This window comes from Flavobacterium sp. ALJ2 (assembly GCF_015594725.1).
Taxonomy (GTDB): domain Bacteria; phylum Bacteroidota; class Bacteroidia; order Flavobacteriales; family Flavobacteriaceae; genus Flavobacterium.
This window is the reverse complement of the sequence record NZ_JADNRC010000003.1, coordinates 41397-62326: the sequence shown is the minus strand read 5'-3', so window position 1 is coordinate 62326 and position 20930 is coordinate 41397. Positions and strand designations below refer to the sequence as shown.

At 30.9% G+C, this 20930-nt stretch carries 11 protein-coding genes and 1 pseudogene; 10 read left to right on the top strand and 2 right to left on the bottom strand.

Annotated elements, in window-relative coordinates:
* Positions 1 to 21 precede the first annotated feature (21 nt).
* The 6 genes and pseudogenes from IUY40_RS04490 (at position 22) to IUY40_RS04465 (ending at position 8645) form a co-directional block, all read left to right on the top strand.
* Entirely contained in the window at positions 22 to 1038 is a 1017-nt protein-coding gene (locus tag IUY40_RS04490; RefSeq protein ID WP_195735674.1) for a T4 RnlA family RNA ligase, read from the top strand.
* Between the two features lies 1 nt (position 1039).
* A complete protein-coding gene (locus tag IUY40_RS04485) occupies positions 1040 to 1912 on the top strand; it encodes an AAA family ATPase (RefSeq protein ID WP_195735673.1) in 873 nt (290 codons plus the stop codon).
* Positions 1913 to 2372: 460 nt separating this feature from the next.
* On the top strand, positions 2373 to 3524 hold the full coding sequence (locus IUY40_RS04480; protein WP_195735672.1) for a hypothetical protein: 1152 nt from the start codon (positions 2373 to 2375) through the stop codon (positions 3522 to 3524).
* A gap of 374 nt (positions 3525 to 3898) precedes the next feature.
* Positions 3899 to 4648, top strand: a pseudogene (locus IUY40_RS04475) (nucleotidyltransferase domain-containing protein).
* A 21-nt stretch (positions 4649 to 4669) separates the two neighbouring features.
* Positions 4670 to 7585 (top strand): TrlF family AAA-like ATPase, encoded by a 2916-nt coding sequence (locus tag IUY40_RS04470; protein ID WP_195735671.1) that lies wholly within the window; start codon positions 4670 to 4672, stop codon positions 7583 to 7585.
* 1 nt (position 7586) lies between these two features.
* Positions 7587 to 8645: a nucleotidyltransferase domain-containing protein gene (locus IUY40_RS04465; RefSeq protein WP_195735670.1), complete on the top strand. Its 1059-nt coding sequence runs from the start codon at positions 7587 to 7589 to the stop codon at positions 8643 to 8645.
* A 58-nt stretch (positions 8646 to 8703) separates the two neighbouring features.
* Here IUY40_RS04465 and IUY40_RS04460 read toward each other — a convergent pair whose 3' ends face one another.
* The gene (locus IUY40_RS04460; protein WP_195735669.1) at positions 8704 to 9108 is read right to left on the bottom strand and encodes a helix-turn-helix transcriptional regulator; all 405 of its coding nucleotides are present in this window, start codon (positions 9106 to 9108) and stop codon (positions 8704 to 8706) included.
* A 317-nt stretch (positions 9109 to 9425) separates the two neighbouring features.
* Here IUY40_RS04460 and IUY40_RS04455 point away from each other — a divergent pair, with 317 nt between their 5' ends.
* From IUY40_RS04455 to IUY40_RS04440, 4 genes are all read left to right on the top strand, one after another.
* Positions 9426 to 9860: a hypothetical protein gene (locus tag IUY40_RS04455; RefSeq protein WP_195735668.1), complete on the top strand. Its 435-nt coding sequence runs from the start codon at positions 9426 to 9428 to the stop codon at positions 9858 to 9860.
* A gap of 74 nt (positions 9861 to 9934) precedes the next feature.
* Positions 9935 to 15010, top strand: coding sequence for a DUF4132 domain-containing protein (locus IUY40_RS04450; protein WP_195735667.1), 5076 nt, complete (start codon positions 9935 to 9937; stop codon positions 15008 to 15010).
* A 415-nt stretch (positions 15011 to 15425) separates the two neighbouring features.
* Positions 15426 to 18479, top strand: a complete 3054-nt coding sequence (locus IUY40_RS04445) for a hypothetical protein (protein ID WP_195735666.1) — start codon at positions 15426 to 15428, stop codon at positions 18477 to 18479.
* Positions 18480 to 18775: 296 nt separating this feature from the next.
* Positions 18776 to 19456: a DUF1266 domain-containing protein gene (locus tag IUY40_RS04440; protein WP_195735665.1), complete on the top strand. Its 681-nt coding sequence runs from the start codon at positions 18776 to 18778 to the stop codon at positions 19454 to 19456.
* Positions 19457 to 19665: 209 nt separating this feature from the next.
* Here the strand turns inward: IUY40_RS04440 and IUY40_RS04435 are convergent, their stop codons facing one another.
* Positions 19666 to 20907, bottom strand: a complete 1242-nt coding sequence (locus IUY40_RS04435; protein WP_195735664.1) for a DcaP family trimeric outer membrane transporter — start codon at positions 20905 to 20907, stop codon at positions 19666 to 19668.
* Between the last annotated feature and the right edge of the window lie 23 nt (positions 20908 to 20930).

Sequence of the window (20930 nt, the reverse complement as noted above, 5' to 3'; positions counted from 1 at the left end):
CTTTGTTTAACAAAAAAAGAAATGAATACAGTACTATTAAAAGAGATGATATCCAAAAATTATATTAGAGTAAACAAACACCCTAATTATGATTTATACATTTATAATTATACGCAAAGTGCCCAATTCGAAAGAATATGGAATGAGGTTACATTAAACTGTAGAGGATTAATTCTTGATGAAAATTTTAATGTGATAGCAAGACCCTTTCCTAAGTTTTTTAATTTAGGCGAAATGGAAAATCAAACGATACCTAATACAACTTTTGAGGTTTATGATAAAGCCGATGGTTCGCTGGGGATTTTATATTGGATAGATGAGGTGCCTTTTATAGCAAGTAGAGGTTCGTTTTCAAGCGATCAGTCAGATAAAGCAAACGAAATGTTACATGGGAAATACAAAAAATCATGGTCGCATCTGGATAAAAACAAAACCTATTTATTTGAGATTATATATCCTCAAAACCGAATTGTTTTAGATTATGGTGCTGCAGAAGAATTGGTTTTATTGGCAATTATCGATTCCCAATCGGGAGAAGAATTTCCGCTAGAAGCTATTGGTTTCCCTATTGTAGAAAAATACGACGGAATTAAAGATATTCGTTCATTAGCAGCAATGAATAAAGACAATAAAGAAGGCTTTGTTATTAAATTTTCGGATAATTTTAGAGTAAAAATCAAGTTTGAAGAATACCTTCGTTTGCACCGAATTATAACACAAGTTTCTAATTTAAACATTTGGGAATATTTAAAAACAAACCAACCAATAGATGAAGTTTTGGAACGTGTTCCTGATGAATTTTTCAATTGGGTAAAAGAAACAAAAAGTGATTTAGAAAATCAATATGCGGTAATCGAAAATCAATGCAAAGTAGATTTTAAAGTTTTGGATTCCCGTAAGGAAACAGCTTTGTATTTCCAAACATGTAAACATCAGGGAGTATTATTTGCAATGTTGAATAACAAAGATTATTCAGAAATAATTTGGAGAATGATTCGACCAACATTCGAAAAACCATTTAATAGAGAAGAAGAATAAAATGAGAAAAGTAATTTTAATGAAAGGATTGCCAGGAAGTGGAAAATCGACTTTGGCAAAAAAGATGATTTCAGAAAATCCAGAAACATATAAAAGAATCAATAGAGATGATTTACGCGCAATGTTTGATAACGGAACAACAAGCCAAAGCAATGAAAAGTTTGTAAAAAAAGTGCGTGACCTTTTAATTGTAAAATGTCTGGAAGAAGGAAAAAGTATAGTGGTAGATGATACGAATTTATCTGAAACGAATTTAAGAAGAATTACACAATTGGTTCAGGAATACAATAAAAAAAGTAACGAAAAAGTGACTGTTGAGGTTCTCGAAGTAAATACAGATGTGACGGTTTGTATCGAGCGAGATGCATTAAGAGAAAAACCAGTTGGAGAAAAAGTGATTCGTAAAATGAATGAACAATTTTTTAAAGATGCACCAGAATACGCAATCCAAGATTCAGAATTACCAAAAGCAATTATCTGCGATCTAGACGGAACATTGGCATTGATGAACGGGAGAAACCCTTTTGATGCAAGTAAATGCGATGAAGACCTGTTAAATGAGCCAGTAGCAAACGTATTAAGAAACTACAAGAAATTGGGATATGAAATATTGTTGGTTTCAGGTAGAGAAGATAAATACAAAGAACCGACTTTGCGTTTCCTAGAAAAACATACAATAGAATTCGATGATCTAATCATGCGAAAAAGTCAGGATAACCGAAAAGATTCTATCGTAAAAACAGAAATTTATAATGATTTTATCAAAGATAACTACTTTGTAGAGTTTGTTCTCGATGATAGAAACCAAGTAGTAGATACATGGCGAAAAGATCTGAAATTACCGTGCTTCCAAGTGTATTATGGGGATTTTTAGATTCTTTTTAAGGTTCAAAGAGTATGAAGAGTAGACACTGACGGAAATAAAAATAATCCAACAGACGGAGGTTCAAATCCTTCCTGCGCAGCTAATAAGTCGCGGTAGTTTAGTATGGGAAAATAGTTGGTTATTTAAAGGTTCAGAGGTTTTTAACCGCAAAGTTCGCAGTTCTGATTACGAGAAGTGCGCAAAGAATTGTTTCACGCAGATTTTGCAGATTCAGCAGATTTTTAAAATCCTTTTAATCTTATTATCCCGATCGCTATCGGGAGTGGCAAAAATAAAAACTTAGCGACTCAGCGACTTTGCCTTTACTTTGGATTAGCTTAAAAAAGAGTAAATTTATGATGTGAGTTTGTGGTTTTTTATTTGTTAATTTGAAACTGTATTGCAAATTGTAAATGCTAAAAAAATAATTAAACTTAAAAATTTTAACAGATAAAAAATAAATCGATTAATGAGTCTTAAATCAGTATACTTTCAAAGTAATAAAATAATCTTGCTTGTATTTATTGTCTTAGCATTTTCATGTAAAAAAGAAGTAAAAGCAGTACATAAAAAGAGTAGTAAAGACACGGTTTCTGTTGCAGAACCAGAAGCAGAAAAAGTAATTCCGACCGAAATAGAAAGTAACCTTTTAAAAAGACTTATTAAGGAAGAGATTGGCAGCCAGAAATATAAGGAAATGCAAATATCCGAATCACCTTATTATGTTTCATTTGCAAATGATGGCGACCCTTATACAGTTTCATTTTCAATTTTTGAAAAAGGAGATTTTAATAATGATGGAATCATTGATTATGTAATTGACAGATCATCTGAAGGAATGTTGGGAGGAAATGCAAACACAAATCAAGATTTTATTTTTTATATTATGAAAGATGAAATTAAGGAGAAAGAATCGCATAGTATTCTGGGATATGCTCCTTTTTCTTATAATATAATTGACGAAGCAAATTTTATTGGAAATAAATTTAAAATTAAGGTTACACAAAATTTCAGAACCTATTCTAATTCTGTAGAAAATTTAAAATCGGCTTCATTATCATTTATATACAAGAATGGTAATTTATATGAAGAATCGTATTTAACGAGTTGCAAAGTTGCAAAATTAAAATCTAAAACCATTTTTAATGATATTCCTGGAGTAGAAACGCGTACCAGAAGTATTGAAATACATAATTATACCGAAACGATCTTAGAAATATACAAAAAGAATGATACCATAATTAATGCAAGTGTAGGAGGTTGCGATAATTTAATGTTAGAGTTTAATGCGTTTTATAAAGTAGATCTCGATAAAATAAACGATACTGAATTTAGAGAAGAAACTGCCATGCAATTTTTAGAATTCTTAGCTAAGAATACGCAGTTTTCAAAAGAAATTAATGTTGCAATAAACTATTATGAAAACAATACTATAACCGATAAATACATCGAAAAAATAAAAGGATATGGATTTAGGATTTTTATTCGAGCAAACCGTGAAGACAAAGAGGAATTAGATATTTCCGTTCAAATTGATAAATTAGATAATCCATATCAAAAAGAGAATTGGGAAATTACTACACGCAATAAGACCGCTCCGCCTGATAATGAAGATTATTAGTTTTTGTTAGGAACATAGGGACAAAGAGACAAAGATGCAGAGGAACAAAGGTTCAGAGGAATAGAGGGAACTGAGGCGCGAAGAAGCAAAGGGACAGAGGATAAAATTTAAAACAATCAGCATAGAATAAAATAAAACCAAGAGTGTAAGAACCTTTAGTTTTACACAAAATAATCCCAAACTTGTCATTTCGACGTAAGGAGAAATCTCCACGAGTAGCTCGACAATTTGAGAATAAAACTTTGCGACTTAGCTTCTTTGCGAGATTACAAACGAAACCAAAAGCAAAAAACGTAACTTCTTAATGCCATGAAAAATCAGGTGTTTGTACTTGTTTTAAAGGCTATTTGTTTTAATTACATTTGAAACCAATCATGAAAGAAAAAATACTTAAAAAATTAAAAGAGATAGAAAACGACAATCAAGTTGAAATACTTTTTGCTTGCGAATCGGGTAGTCGCGCTTGGGGATTTGCTTCTCCTGATAGTGATTACGATATTCGTTTTATATACAAACACAAACCAGAATATTATTTATCGCTTTGGGAAAAACCAGATGTAATCGAGTTTATGACCGAAGATGATTTGGATGGTTCAGGTTGGGACTTGCGGAAAGCCGTAAAGTTATTATCTAAATCTAACGCACCTTTGATAGAATGGCTGTTTTCGCCTGTGGTGTATTATAAAAACGATGCTTTTTTGTAAGAAATGCAAGAGTTAGCCAGACAGTGTTTTTCACCAATAGCCATCTTACATCATTATTTAGGAACGACTAAAAATTTCATGGACGTTTGCGAAATGGAAGAAGTAAAATTAAAAAGTTATTTCTATGCTTTACGAACCGCTTTAGCAGGAAAATGGATTATAGAAAACAATTCTTTTCCGCCAGTCGCTTTTGCCGATTTATTGCCAATTGCACCACAAAACATACAAGACAAAATAATAGAATTACAAGAAATAAAAGCCAACCAAGATGAAAAGTATTTGCATCCTAAAGAAGTTTTGATAACTGATTTTTTGTTGGAGACTGTGAAGTTTAATCAGGAAAATGCAAGTACCTTGGGAAGTGGGAAGAAGTTGAGTGAGGAGTTGGATTTGTTTTTTAAAGAAGAAATTATAAAATAAACTAACATAAACGACATAATTATGAGTAATCGAGGTTCAGAATGGAGAAAATGGAACTTCCATGTTCATACTAAAGGGACAAATAAAAATGACCAATTTACTTCTAGAAGTATGGATGATTTTTTTTGTACATTTTTTAAAAAAGCATATCAGGATAAAATTGAAGCAATCGGTATAACTGACTATTTTTCAATTGATAGATATTTAGATGCAGTTAAATATATAAAAGAGATTAATAATAAAGTAGATGATTTAGGTGAAAAACTTTTTTCTGATGATGAAATTAACTTTATTCAAAAAATATTTATTTTTCCAAATGTAGAACTACGTATTTCTCCTACAACTAAAAAAGGAAAATTCATTAATTTACATTTCATATTTAATCCAATTATTGTTGGTGAATTAAATAATGGATTCTTTAATAAAATATCTAATATTGATGGTTGTTTAATGAATTATCAAGGTATTAAAGATTGCGCAAAACAGATAGATCCATTATTACATGAAGATCAACTGTATAAATATGGAATTAATAATTACAATATTGAATTTGGGAAGATTAAATCGTTACTAGAGTCGAATAAATTAATTAGAGACAATTCATTGATTGCAGTTAGTAGTAAGTCTAATGATGGAGTTTCTGGTTTGAAAGATTATTATGAAGAGTTTGAACAAGAAGGTGGAAGTTTATTAGGAACTATCAAGTCTATTTATAAAACAACGGATATTATATTTTCAAGTGCTCCTTCAGATAAAGATTATTTTTTAGGAAAAAAGACTACTGAAAAAGAAGTGATTAATCATACAGGTTCATTAAAGCCATGCATTATCGGATGTGATTCTCATAGTGAAGATACTTTATTTGAGAGATTTACGTGGATAAAATCTGATTTGACTTTTGAAGGATTAAGACAGATATGTTACGAACCAGAACAAAGAGTTAAAATACAAATTGATAAGCCAGACTTTAAGGAAGATAAAGTAATTATTAATAAAGTTAAGTTTATCTCTTCTAATAAAGTTTTTACCAATAATGAAATTTATTTAAACCCAAATTTAAATGTTATAATAGGAGGAAAGTCATCGGGAAAATCAATTTTTCTTTATTCTATTGCAAAGACATTATTGGTTGATGATACTATTTTAAAAAATGAAAGTTTAGAGGAAAAATATAATTTAAAGTCAATAGATTCTGATTTTAATTTTGAAATTACAACTAATGCAGGAATTGCGCAAGAAATGTTTCGCAATTCGGAAGAGAATTCAATTATTCCAGATATTAAATATATTCCACAAAATTATTTGGTAAAATTAGCTGAACCAGACATAAATAGAAAAGGAAAATCCTTAAACAAATTAGTTCGTGATTTAATTAAAGAAGACCAAGATTCGAAAGATAAATATGATCAATTTATTAGAAATGTAAAACAAAATGATAAAGAAAGGGATGATTTATTAAATAGATATTTTGAACTTTTAGAAGAGGTAGCGAAGAGTGAATCTGAGTTGAAAACTAAGTCAAATAAAGAAGTTCTTGAAAAAAATATTAAATCTAATACTGAGAATGTTGAAAAATTAAACAAAGAATCAGGTTTAAGTGATCAGCAGATTTTAAAGTATAAAGAAATTCAAACTAAGCTAGAATTTAACACTATTCAGAGAAATAATTTTAATGATGATTTTGCTAATATTAATTCTGGTTTATCTGATTTAAAAAAGCTTTCAAATGAAATATTAGAGAAGAAGAAAGAATTTGTAGAAAAAATTAAAACAGAAAATAGCAAACAATACTATATAAATAAATTGTCATTTATAGATGATATATATATAGATATCTCTAAAATAGTTGAAGAAGTTGAAGTGCAGACTGATGAAACAGGAAAGAGGTTTTTTAAAAATGAAAATCTTTTAAAAAAGAATTTAATTTTCATTAATGACGAAAAAGGAGTTCTAACGAAAGAATTGGAGCCGTATCAGCAAAATGAAAAATTAAAAAAGCAGATTGATGTCTTAACTCAGTCAATTATAGATGACAAAAAATTATTGGCTGATATTGATTTATTAAATAAGGCTATATTAGATAAAAAAGTGCTAGTTGAAAATTGTCATCAAGATATATTTAAATTATTTAAAGGAAACTTTAACGAATATAATAATATTATAAATGAGCTGAAGGATAGGGCTTTAGAGTTGGAAGGTGATGGTTTAAAAATAGATGGTATAGCTCAATTTAATTTTCCGAAATTTGCTAAAAACCTGTATGAGGTTAGTGATGGTAGAAAAGCTTCATATAATAATTACGCTATTTTAAAAGAAACTAATAAGGCTACTTCGCCAACAGATTTTGACGAAATTATTAAGGAAATTGAAAAAATATTTATTGACATAATTAATGGAGATTATTTTATTTTAGGAAAGTTTGGGAAAGTTCAAGCCGTAAGAGAATTGCTTGATGATTATTTCTTTGATTATTGGAAAATAACTTATAAAGACGACAAATTAGGGGAAATGTCTACAGGAAAAGCTAGTTTCGTGATCTTAATGTTAATAATAGGTTTAAGTAAATCAAAAGCGCCTATTTTAATTGATCAGCCAGAGGATAATCTTGATAATAGATCTATAACTTCGGATTTAGTAAGTTATTTGAAGAATAAAAAATTAGAAAGACAAATTATAATTGTTACTCATAATGCTAACATAGTTGTTAATTCGGATGCTGAAAACATTATAATAGCAAATCAGAAGGGGCAAAATGAGGTTGATACTACAAATGAATTCAGATTTGATTTTATAAATGGTCCAATTGAGAATACTTTCGCAACGAAAATTGGAGAAACTGATATATTAAAGTCAATAGGAATAAGAGAACATATTGCAGATATAGTCGAAGGAGGAAAAGAAGCATTTAAAAAACGAGAAAAAAAATACGGATTCTAATATGACCATCCAAACCCTAAAATCCCAAAATCTAATCCTTTTTGAAGTCATCTCAGGAAGTAAATCTTTTGGGTTAAATACACCAACATCCGATACGGATATAAAAGGCGTTTATTATTTGCCAATAGAAAAGTTCTTTGGACTCAATTATATTCCGCAGATTGCAAACGAAACCAATGATGAGGTTTATTATGAAATTGGTCGTTTTGTAGAATTGTTGCTAAAGAACAATCCAAATATATTGGAGATTTTGGCTTCGCCAGAGGATTGTATTTTGTACCAACATCCGTTGATGGATAATTTGAAGATAGAAGATTTTTTGTCTAAACTATGCAAAGATTCTTTTGCGGGTTATGCCATAACACAAATAAAAAAGGCGAGAGGTTTAAACAAGAAAATTGTAAACCCAATGCCAAAGGAAAAGAAAAGTCTTTTGGATTTTTGTTATGTCTTAAAAGGATATGAAACGATTTCATTAAATAGTTTTTTATCAGAGAATAATTTCAAGCAAGAACAATGCGGTTTGGTTAATTTGCCGAATTCAAAAGGAATGTTTGCGTTGTTTTATGACGAAAATAAAACGTTAGGCTACAAAGGAATCATTCAGAAAGAAAACTCTAATGAAGTTTCGCTTTCGTCAGTTCCTAAAAACGAAAAGCTAATTGGATATTTATCTTGCAATAAGGATGGTTATTCTAAATATTGTAAAGAGTACACTGAATATTGGAGTTGGATTGATAAACGAAACGAAGACCGTTACAACACGAATCAGCAACATGGGAAAAATTACGACAGCAAAAACATGATGCATACAATTCGTCTTTTGCAAACTGCTGAACAAATTCTGGCAACAGGAAAATTAAATATTAGAGTTCCCAATCGGGAAGAATTACTCGATATAAAAGCAGGGAATAAAGAATATGATGCTTTACTAGAAATGGCGGATAACTTAATTGTTTCTATCGAAAATCATTATCAAACATCTACTTTACCTGAAAAACCAGATGAGGATAAAGTCATTCAAACACTAATCGAGATTCGAGAAGAACTGTATAAATAAAACAAAAAGCGCAAACCTTAAAAATTTGCGCTTTTCAATTATATAAAGAAAAAGAATATTATTTCCCTTTCATGAAATTTTCTAAATATTCCACCTTTTCTTTTTCAGCTTGAACCAAACGTTCGTAAAGTTCCACAACCTTATCAAGAGGGTTGAAAGTACAAGCATTATTATTAGTGTTCCCATTTCCCTGACCGTTATTGGCACTATTGTCATAAAAGGTATTAAAGAAATTAAAAACAGATTCTTCCGAAAAGTTTTCAATAGCCTCTACAGTTACTCCCAGAACTTTTGCAATTTCTTCCAGTCTTTTGGGATCAATAGTTTCACTTGATTCCATTACAGAAATAGCTCTCTGACTTGTTCCAATAGCTTCTGCAAGTATCTCTTGTTTCATACCACGAAGCTCTCTGATTCGGCTAATATTTCTGCCAATATGTTTTGGTTTAGTTACTGTACTCATAAATTCAAAGGTATTAAAAATTTTTAAAAAAATAGGGATCGGTAAAAAACGCGATTGATTTATTAAAACATTTTTTTATCCACTGTAAATATATACTTTTTCTTACTTTAATTAAAGCGTTTTTCACCCAAAGTAAAGATGATCGAATGACTTATTTTAAATAAGTGTATAAAGCAGTTCCTTTATTACCCCCCTAAATAAGCCAATAGCGATTCAAAACTTAATAAAAATAGGAAAAAAGGGAGTCAAAAAGTGTGGATTAATTTGTTTGTAGCCTTTTGTTTACTATTTTGCAGGTATAATAAACAGTCATAAAAATGGATCTTACTATTTCTGTAAAACAATTAGGAAAAAAACATCCTATTCTTCACGAAAAAAGAATTGAATTAGTTATCAAATCCCCCCTTGTAACAACTCGAAAACTTATAGAATTGGTTGTCGATTATCAGGTACAATTATTTAATTCTTCTTCATTTGAGTGGGAAGATGAGGATAAAATTCATTTACCAAAAGAAAACTACCTGCCTGTTTTAACGGATACAGGCAAAATAGGTTTTGGAGCCCTTTATAACCATAATAAAGTAGATGTTATAATGGCTCAGGAAAATGCAATTTTAGCTTTTGAAGATGGTTTGTATGCCGTTTTTTATGGAGACGACCAATTAGAAACCTTATCAGATGAAGTGAATTTATCAGATAATAAAACAATCACATTTATTAGACTCACCTTTTTGGCGGGTAGTTATTGGTAAAAGCAATGTCAATTTCAATAAAGCATTTCACATTTCACAAGGAATACAATATATAATTTTTAAATAATAATGCTATGTCTATAGAAGATCTTCTTAAAAGCAAAGTAATTGAGAATCCAATTGAAAGATATAAAAAGGAATTAGAAGAACTTATTGCCAGTAATTTGGTGATTAAATTTTTATCAAAACATAGGCTTAGAAAAGAAGTTGCTGAGTTTGGTTTGCATTTAGTAAATCTTAAGGATAATTATTATGGTTTTTATGTTTCATTGGGATCAAAAGAATGTACCGAATTTGAGAAATGGGTAAAAGATGATTTGTGGGATGATAAAAATTATTATGATTTATTAATCTATTTTTTTGGTGCCCAAAACGCAGTATATGTAAAAGAAGCATGGAATAGATTGCCACAAAAAATGTATCAAAATGGGCATAGCAGAAGATCGTTTAGAGCGCCAAACAATAAAAATTATTTATTAGTTAATCAGATTAATTTTTTACGCTCTTTAATTAAAGGAGCACTTTTATATAATTATCAAAATAGTATTTATTACGATTTGAGTATCGAAGATCAAGTTCGTTTTGATACCGCAATAAGCAATACATCTAGTCAGTTTATGATTTGGTCGGTTGCGATTGATAGCGGCAACGATGCTTTATTTCAATTGTTTGAAGATATTCTCTACAATAAAGATCCGCAAGGAAAAGTCTCTCGCAATATTATTAAAGCACTTTTAAACAGTGAGAAGAAAGAATGTTGGGAGCTTGTAGAAAAACTATTGCTTGCGGCACAGCGACAAGAGGGTTTACGTCAGACAATTCTAGAAGCTTTAGACGAAACTAGTATTGGAGCTTTGCAATACATGATTAATGTAATTGTAGAACATAAGCTAACCCGTTTTTCGTCGGTTGTAAGAGCTATCGATACTTGGACGGGCTTGGGTTGGGAATCAGAAAAGGAAACTACTGTTAGAACTATTATTGAGCTGGCTTCAGGTTATTTTACAAACCCAGAATCGATTCTTGACGGAATCAAAAGCAAAAATAACAATGAAGTTTATATGGCACTTTGGGTGCAGGGCGTTTTTGATGTAGAAAAAACAGTTCAGTATTTAAATTATTTACTAGAAAGCGGTTCGATTGAAAAAAAATGCTTGGCAATGAAATTTGCAGGAGAGACTACAGATCCATATATCGAGATGCCGTTGTATTATAGAGCTTTAAATGAGGGGAATCTGCAATTGTTAGCCTTTATTATGCCTCGAATGAATGCTTTATTAAATGCAAATCTAAAAGGAAAACATTATATTGATAATATAAGTTACCCGAATTTTTTTGAAAAAATATATTCTTTAACAGAAATAATTACAGAAAAAGAGAAAGTTTTTGAAGGTAAAGTGTTTTCATGGTCAAGGGTAAAGTTTGATAAAGATTCCCTTTTTGCAGCTGCAATATATTTAATAGGAGATAATTGGGAGCGATTAGAACTTATATTAAATCAGTTTGAGAGTTTGTCTATTGATTTAAGAACGCAGCTTACGCGTGTGATCTTAGAAGATTTTTACAGCTATTCTTATTATGCAATAGCTAACAATGACAAAGAACCAAATAAGGTACCTTCAGATTTTCAGAGAAGTTTTGCGCTTCGTATTCTAAAAGATAGAGGAGAGTCTATTGTTGCATCGGCAATTAATGTTTTGAATAGAGTTGAGCTGGAAGAATTAGAATTAGAAATCTTTATAGAATTGTTTAAACGTAAAAATTCTAATTTAAAGAGAAGTTTAATTACCGTTCTGCTTAAGCAAGAAGATGATAAAATTGAATATTTCGTAAATAAAATTTTAGAAAAAGGCGATTTAGAGCAGCGTATGTCTGTTTTAGATTTAATGCTTCAGCTGCAAAAAAATGACAGGCTTAGTAAAGAGGTTAATGAGTGGGTCGAAGAATATTTGGCTCGACCAAAAATTTCAGAAAAAGAAGTAAAGTTTGTTGAGCAGTTGCAACCAGAAAAAAAGAAAGAAGTCCTGAGTTTAGCAAACGGATATGGATTTTATGATCCAAATGAAATTTCGAGCTATGAATTGCCAAAAGTAGAGCCAGATTCGTTGTATTTAAAAACTACAAAAGCAGCGCAATATGGTTTTTCGAAACCTATTTCTTATATAAAAGATGAAATTACTAAGCTTTATCAATTATTTGACGAAAATAAAAATTATGAATATGAAGTTGAGTATTATGGAAACACAAAAGAAAATGTACTACTAGGAAACACTTTTAGTTCTATAAAAAGGTTAGAAGACAATGCGAGTCAGGAGGAAAAGGAGACTAATTATCCCTTGTATAATGTTTGGTCAGATTGGTTTGTTAGCTCTGATCTTGTCGAAAGAGATTTGTTTTTACTGACGCTTGTTCATAGTTGTGATAAAGAGGAATGGAAAGATTTTCTTGAGAAACAGGTGTTTTACTTTCAGGACTTTCTTCCGAATCCGCTTAAAAACGGATCTAATTGGAATAATCCAATTTTGAAGATTTTGGAAGCGTTACAAATAAAATATTCATTTGTAGAAAAGCAAGATTTTCTGATTGATGCTTGTAGTAATTTGTTTTCTAATTTGCCAAAATCTATTTTAGAGTACAAGCATAAACCTGGTAAAAATGAGTTTTTTTATAATGATGCAAACATAAATAGTGGTTGGCAAAATCAGTCGTATTTAAATATTTATCTGAATGCTATTGATTTGAACAGGCTTACCGATGAACAAAATATAAAGGTTTGGAATTTGTATAGATGGAGACAGTTTAGCGGATTTAAAAATAATATAGAACACAACAAACCACCTATTCATTTGTATTGTTTAGCTTATGAGCAAAAAATAATTACTGAAGGAGAATTGTACGAAGGAATTCTGGATAGTGATAGAATATCAGATATTACAGGAAATAAAAAGTATCATAGATATTCTGAAAGTGAAGATTTAATTAAAAAGTTTCCATTTTTGATTTTGATGATTGATAAAATAAGGAAAACCTTTTTAGATATAGAATTAAAAAGAGGCGATTCAAATACATCAGTTACCCATTTGGTAAAGAGTTTTCAAAAAATATATGGGATTAATCGCTTCGTAGAAATATTAAGTGCTTTAGGAAAATCAAGTATATACAAAGGCTATATTTATTCGTGGGGTTATACCGAATTAAACAAACAAAAGCTATTTAGTTACTTACTAAAAAGATGTTTTCCGTCACCATCTGATACACAAGAAGTATTTAATGAATTAGTTAAGAACGAAAAAATATCCGAAGAAAGATTGGTTCAAGCGGCAATATATGCACCACAATGGCAAAAATATATTAGTAATTATTTAGATTGGAAAGGGCTGGATGAAGGAATCTGGTGGTTGCATGCACATACAAAAACAGCTGCCTACGGTGATGTGAATTCTGAATTAGAAAGTGAAGTTGCAAAATTCTCGGCTATAGACCTACAGGATTTTAAAGATGGTGCCGTAGATAAAATGTGGTTCCTCTCTGCATATAATGCATTAGGAAAAGCAAGATGGGAGCTGTTGAATGAAGCTGCAAAATATATTACAGACGGAAACGGCCACAGACGTGCAAGATTATATGCAAGTACAATAACTGGAGATCTTAAAATAAGAGAAGTAACAGCAAAAGTAAAAGATAAAAGAGATCAGGATTACTTAAGAATGTACGGATTAGTGCCTTTGAGTAAAGTAAATCCCGAAAAAGATATCTTAGCGCGTTACGAATATTTGCAGCAATTTAAAAAAGAAAGCAGGGAATTTGGTTCAATGAAACAAGCCAGTGAAGGGCTTGCCATCAGGGTAGCCTTAGAGAACTTAGCAAGAAATGCAGGTTATCCAGATCCAGTGCGTTTAACTTGGGATATGGAAACGAAGCAAGTACAAAATATTCTATCAAAAGAAACCAATGTAACAATTGATGATTCAACTGTAAGTTTAGTAATTAATAAAGAAGGGAAAGCCAATTTGGTAGTTTTAAACTTAAAAACAAACAAAGAGTTAAAAGCGATTCCTCCAAAAATTAAAAAAGAAAAAGCGATTCTGGAGTTAGTTGAGTACCGAAAAATAATGCGTGAGCAATGGATACGATCTAAGAAAGGGCTTGAAGAAGCGATGATTCGTGGAGATGAATTTTTGTTTGCAGAAATGGAAAATCTTTTCGAACATCCGATAATTTCAAAACATCTAGAAAAATTAGTTTTTATATCGAATGATGATAAAATAGGTTTTTATATAAAAGGAAATCTTGTAACAGCTTTAGGAGAAGTCGTTTCTTTGAATGAAAATCAAATTTTTAGAATTGCACATTGTTATGATTTGCATAAAAATAAGGTCTGGACTGATTATCAGGTTTATTGTTTTGACACTAAATTAAAGCAACCTTTTAAACAGGTATTTAGAGAATTGTACGTACCAACAGCCGATGAGTTAAAAGAGAAATCAATTTCGAGAAGATACGCAGGACATCAGGTTCAACCAAAACAAACTTTGGCATTATTGAAAAACCGAGGATGGAAAGTAGATTACGAAGAAGGATTGCAAAAAGTTTTTCATAAGGAAGGCTATCAGGCTAAAATATATGCAATGGCAGATTGGTTTTCTCCAGCAGATGTAGAAAGTCCAACTCTGGAAACGATTGAATTTCATTCTTTAAAAGATTATAAAAACATTGCATTTGAAGCTGTTAATCCACGTGTTTTTTCAGAGATAATGCGTGATATTGATTTGGTTGTAAGTGTGGCTCATGTTGGTGGAGTTGATCCAGAAGCAAGTCATTCGTCAATAGAAATGAGAGCCGTTTTACTAAGAGAAACATTGCGATTGTTTAAAATCAAAAATGTCGAAATAAAAGAAAATTATGCACTGATAAAAGGAGAAATGGCTATCTATAGCGTGCACTTAGGTAGTGCAGTTGTACATCAGGTACCAGGAAAGTATTTATCAATTTTGCCTGTACATTCACAACACAGAGGCCGTTTGTTCCTGCCATTTGCAGACGAGGATCCTAAATCGGCTGAAGTAATGTCTAAAGTATTGTTGCTGGCAAAAGATAGTGAGATACAAGATCCTACGATTTTAAGTCAAATTGATGAAATTTATTTTTAGAAGAAATATTGTAGATACACCAAGTGCTGAACTATAAGGATAAATTGTAGTAGAGCCAAAAAAAACATACATTTTAGGTAGTAGCTATTTTTTATAGCTACTACTTTATTTCATTTTCCCTCCCCTCCATTAGTATTAGATTGCAACACATAAAACAGTTTTAAACAGATGTTTTATACTGCATTTCAATAGAATCAAACAGGAACATTGCTATTGTTTATCTATTTAAATGCATTTTTGGTTTGATATTATAAATTGTAATACGATTTTAGAATAACTGAAATTCATAAAAGCAATCAAGTATGTATTAGAATCCTTTGCGATAAGCATAAAGGAGATAAATAATTCACTAATAATTTAATTACCTTTTTTGAGGTAAGTATAGAACATGAAAAATATAAGAGTACTAAATCTAGTGAAATACAGTGATTTTGCTAGATATAACCTAATTGAAGAAGGTATATATATTGATTTGGAGGATTCAGGTAAAGACAATCATAGAATTGTCATAGCTTATGAATTAGAAGAAGGAGAGGATAGTCAATTTCCGCTTGAAGATTTGTTAGATAAATTTTGTTTATATGTTTCTGATTTTATGGAATATGAAAATCACAGGCAAAATCAAGTGAAATTAGAGTTGGCAGGGACTTTAGAAAATGTACAAAAAATCAAAACAATTTTAGGAAAACGTGTTTATAACAAAGAATTTCTTGAAGACGGAATAATTAGCGTTGATTTAATTATCGAAGAAATAGCTAGCAGCGAAAATCAACAACAATTCAATAAATTTTTTGAAATCCAGCATTTACTCCCTATCGATCATTGGGCAAGATGGCGTAATGAGTTGCATCAAGGTAAATTTAATGATGAAATTTGTCTTTATATTTCTGGAGATTACGAAGTTGAAAATCTTAATCTCGGCGAAGTACAAGATGAATTAGGAAACTATGTTTTTCTGATTTTGATTTCGGGCAATATGAAAGCCAAAAATATTTATTGTAAAGATACAGGCATGAATACAGGCTTAGTTGTTTTAGGTTCGCTGGAAGCCGAAAATAGTATTGTTAGTCGTCAAGAAATTTATGTTCATAGAGATTTAACTGTTAAAGATTGTTTCTTAGGAGATTTTAATCACGGTGTATTAATCGTTAAAGGAACAATTACCATAAGGATATTTATTCCAACTGATTATCGATTTGATTTTCAACCATATCATAATGAGGATCGTTTAAAACTATATTGTTTTCTATGGGAAAAAGACGAAAAAGAGGAGGACGGTGGGTTTCCGCGTTGGAAAGTAGCATGTCTTTTTAGAGAAGATTGTTTAGTGGGAGAACTTGATATTGAAAATGATTTATCTAGCTGGAATGACTGGTTAGATAAGAATCAAATGATTGAATGCCTTAAAGCAGGAGAATCTATTTTGCATGATAGTATCGATTTTAAAAAACCAGTAATAGAAATTCCTTTTGTTTTTGAAAATATTGTATTTAACAATACTAATTTCCAGCGCTTAAGAGAATCTCCATTATTTATGGATAATTTATCTATTGATATTACAGATCCAAATCAAAAAATTGAGTATTGGATCGGAGGTGATTTTAAAAGGGTATCCATCACAAATGGGGAGTTATGCTCTGAAAAAGTTTATTTTCAGCAAGAAGACAGGGCGGTATTGATACAATATGAACGTGTAAATCAAAATTTGTTTGAAACGGTTTTAGGAGAAAGACCAAAATACCAAATAAGTGTTTTATGCAGAACCATTATAGAAGGAGTAGATGACAATTGGTACTCCTATAATTCTCTTCTTGAAGAGCATAAAAAATTTCGTTTGCTAATGGTAAATTTTTGGGAAAATCTACTGATAGAATGGTCTCAAATGGAATATTATCATCAAGAATTCCAAAAGACAGTTACGATAGAAAAAATAGAGCATATTCTTTCTTTGCCTGTAGTCAAAGCTAAATACAGTAATTATTATGATGATGATGAGGTATTGTGGTTTAGAAAATTTTTATGGAAGTTCAGGCAGAAAGAAAATACAAAGGGAAAGTGTCAGCGTATTACAATTGTTCATAGTATGTCAACAGCGGAAGATGAAATTTACGACTTCTATCATTTTGATATAGTAAAATTACCGAATGGAATTAGGATACCAGTTCTCTATAATCAGGATGCAAACGGATACAATTCAGAATGTTATGAAGTGTCTCAATCAAATGTGGACAAATTAAGCAATGCATCACGCTATTTTGAAATAATGGAAAGAAAGATAGAGCAGATTAATAATAAATATCTGGAAGAAATAATAGAACAGGAAAAATCCAGACAAAAAATTATTTCCGAATCACCACATTTTGTGCCTGTTAATAGTTTGGAATTAGAAGGACATCAATTTAAGGTACTAAGTGTGCATGAGGCCAATGTTTTATTAAAGGACATTAAAGATCTTGAGGAGAAGAAATACCTATATGATGTATTTGATACGACTTGTTTTCCTAATTATGATAAAGATGGGTATTTTTTATTAGCTGAGGATGATGTAGTAGTAGCAAAACTAGAATTACCTGAGAGGATTATTTGTGAAGATAATGACATTAAAATTTTAGGAATCATATTCTTAAAAAATGTAAGGGTTACGTTTCATATAAGGGCATATGATCTAAATTATTCCCCAGCATTGATTATAAAAGGTGATTTGCAATGCAAGAATATTCATTTGGTTGGAAACACGCACTATATAGAGGGATCTATTTCTTGCGAATTTTTGTATGCAGATAACCGTGGTTCATTATACGTTAAAGAGAGTTTTACGGGTGATTGTCTTGTTGCTAGAGATATGCCATGTTACTTTGGAGAATTAGTAGCTCAGGCTATCGTAAGTAATCACCGTGTCTATGTGCTCGATTGCATTTTAGATGAACAAGAAAATATTAAATATGTACTTAACTTTTATCCCAATACTCATTTTATCGAAGATGTGTTGGTGCCAGAAGCAGTAGGAAATGAGATGTGGGGCATGTTATGGCCTGATAATCTGGATAGTTGGATAAGTAAAAACAGATCGGTTATTGATAGAACAAAAGATTTGCAATACAAAATTTTGACAAATGAAAATATAGCTAGTCGTTTTGATGCTATTTTTAATCATGGGTTACTTGCCTCCAAAACTTATGCTATTACGAAAGATGAAAATGAATATGCATATAAAAAATATGAATGGAATGGAAAGCATTATCGAGAAGTAGGATATAGAAAAAGGGGGCATTCCATCTGTCACCAACTTAGGATTCTACATAATTTTGAAGAAAACACCTATACAGCATATTTAGAATATCTGAACGATATTACAGATGAGGTAAAATTGAGGTTTTCGACTAAACTTACTGATACGTTGACTTCGACAAAGGCTGCAAAACATGCTTTTTGTATGGCAGAGCTAGCTCTGGGAATAAAGCGATTCTAATTAAAATAAATATTAAGAGGGCTAGGTAATTGGCTTTCTGGTTTTGTGTTTCAAAGTTTTTAATCAAAATAAATGATGATAGCGCTTTTTGCCAAGACTGAATATTTTAGGGTTTGTAGATTTTAGCTATAATTATGGAAGAACTCTGAATAATATATAACAACATTAATAATTACATAATGAAAGAAAATCAAATTGATGAATATTTAAATCAGTTTCGGGGAAAGGGAATAGATGACCAGGCTATTGAAATCTATAAACAGCAAATTATCCGATCTGCAAATTCAACTCAGGAAATGGATAACTTTGATGAAAGAGTAGATATGCGAGCAACTCATTTGACTGTTCTAGAACAATGGGCGGTAGCTTGTGGAGCAAGTCAAGCATATATAAATAAACAGCCTCTCAATATATTTAAGTCAGGTTTAGAGGTCGAAAATTGTGGTTCTTTGTTATCTAATTGGTGGGGTATCAATAGTAAAGAGGAACTTTTAGAGACCTTAGAATGGCTTGATGAAACAGGACATCGTCATAATTTTGAGCAAGTAATCGATACTTATTTTACATTAAGTCCGTCTAAAAAAGAGGAAGTGATATTAGAAGACGGTGAGATTAGTATTTTTGAAAAGATAAAGCAGGCTAGAAAACAGTTTGTAGAAGACGGTTTATTAGAAGCAGAACAGCCTATACCTAATACAACGATTTGGGACTATGCCCGTATGATTAATTTATGTCGTTTTGGATTAGATTACGGTTACCTTACAGAAGAGGAAGCATCAGGTATAATTTTATATGCAGCAAAAAAAATTAAACCATTTTATAATTCATGGAAGGAATTAGGCACAGCTTATGTTTTTAGCCGTTGTATATGGAACGGACTAACTGATTATGAGGAATGGAAGGAAGGATTGAATATTTTACTATCTGATACAAAAAGTCCTTGGGTAACTTTAAACTGGAATATAAGTTTGTCTTGAAAAATAATAGTTAAAAATAGAGATTACTATATTCATCTAAATGCTGAAAATATTTAGATGAATATAGTTCCCGATTAAATGGGTAATACATAAGCAAACTATATTTAAATCTGTCATTAAGTATAACGACTTAAACTAGATTAATTTATAGAAGATTAAAGCAAGACGATAACTTTACACTTCTAAAAAAATAAATTAAGTTGCTATTATTAGAAATTATATAACATGGCAAAATTAATACGCATAGCGTTGGCCTTTTGAGAACTTCCATTAGCATACTTTAATTCTTCATATCGAATTTGTGGTTCTAGACCAATTGTAATAGAATTAAATAAATCATAGGAGGCATTAAATGTAAACTGATAATTGGTCATTTGATCCCATCCGGACTGAGAGCCTTCTCCATCATAAAAATGATTATAAGAAGGTACAACCATCGTATGAAATTTGCTGTTCCAATAGCGTTGATAGGAAACTAAACCGGCATGTGCAGATAAAAGATTTAGTTTTCCTGAAAAATCGGATCTTGCAAAACCATCAAGTCCAGAACCACCTAGAGCAAGAAAGTAATCACCGATACCTTTACCTAAACTCCATTGTGCTTGTAGATTATTTACTAAACCTGATTTTTTTGTAAAAAATAGACTTGTGATAGCTGTTATACCACCAGCATTTCGAGAAGCAAAATCAAACTGAGTTTCTCCTGTTGCAATATTTTTAGAATTATATGCAATACTACGATAAAGACCTGCTAATTTTACGAATCCTCCATTATCAAAAGTATATTTTATACCTGCCACAGCATCGGGAGCTCTAGAAGGAGCATAATCAACACCATAATCTTGGTTTAATGTATAATCATATAAACGGCGAGGTTCCATATATTCAGCAGATAGTTCGAAAGAAGTATGTCCATTTTCTTTAAAGCGTGCATTATAATGAATTTGAATTCTACGTGAAAGCACCATGCCAGTAGGTCCATCCCAATCTATTAATGATGCAGGCCATAATAAAGCATCTCCAAAATTGGACCAACTTTGTCCTATGAGCCAATGGTCATATTTAATCCAAGCATGGCGCAGCCTAAACTGAGAGGTATTATTGGGACCGTCAAAATCGGCCTCTAGAAATGATGTTAATTCTTTGCTATTATTTAATTGTATCGTGCTTACAAAACGAAGCTGTGATTGTCTCATATCCATATTAAAAGCAGGTGTATCAGGAACTGAAACTTCATTTTTACCAATAAGAAGCGCACTATTTTGGCTAAGATTTCCCTTAACATCATAAATACCATTTAGCTTAAGCCTACCTGTAAGCCTAGATTTAACTTTAGGCTTACCGTTCAAAGAATCTTTAGATGCTACTTCCATTAACTGTGCAGTTAGTGAATTACTTAATAATATAAAAGAACAAAAGAAAACCAATAATAAAAGTTTGTGTTGTTTCATGATGTATGATTTAGTGATGTATA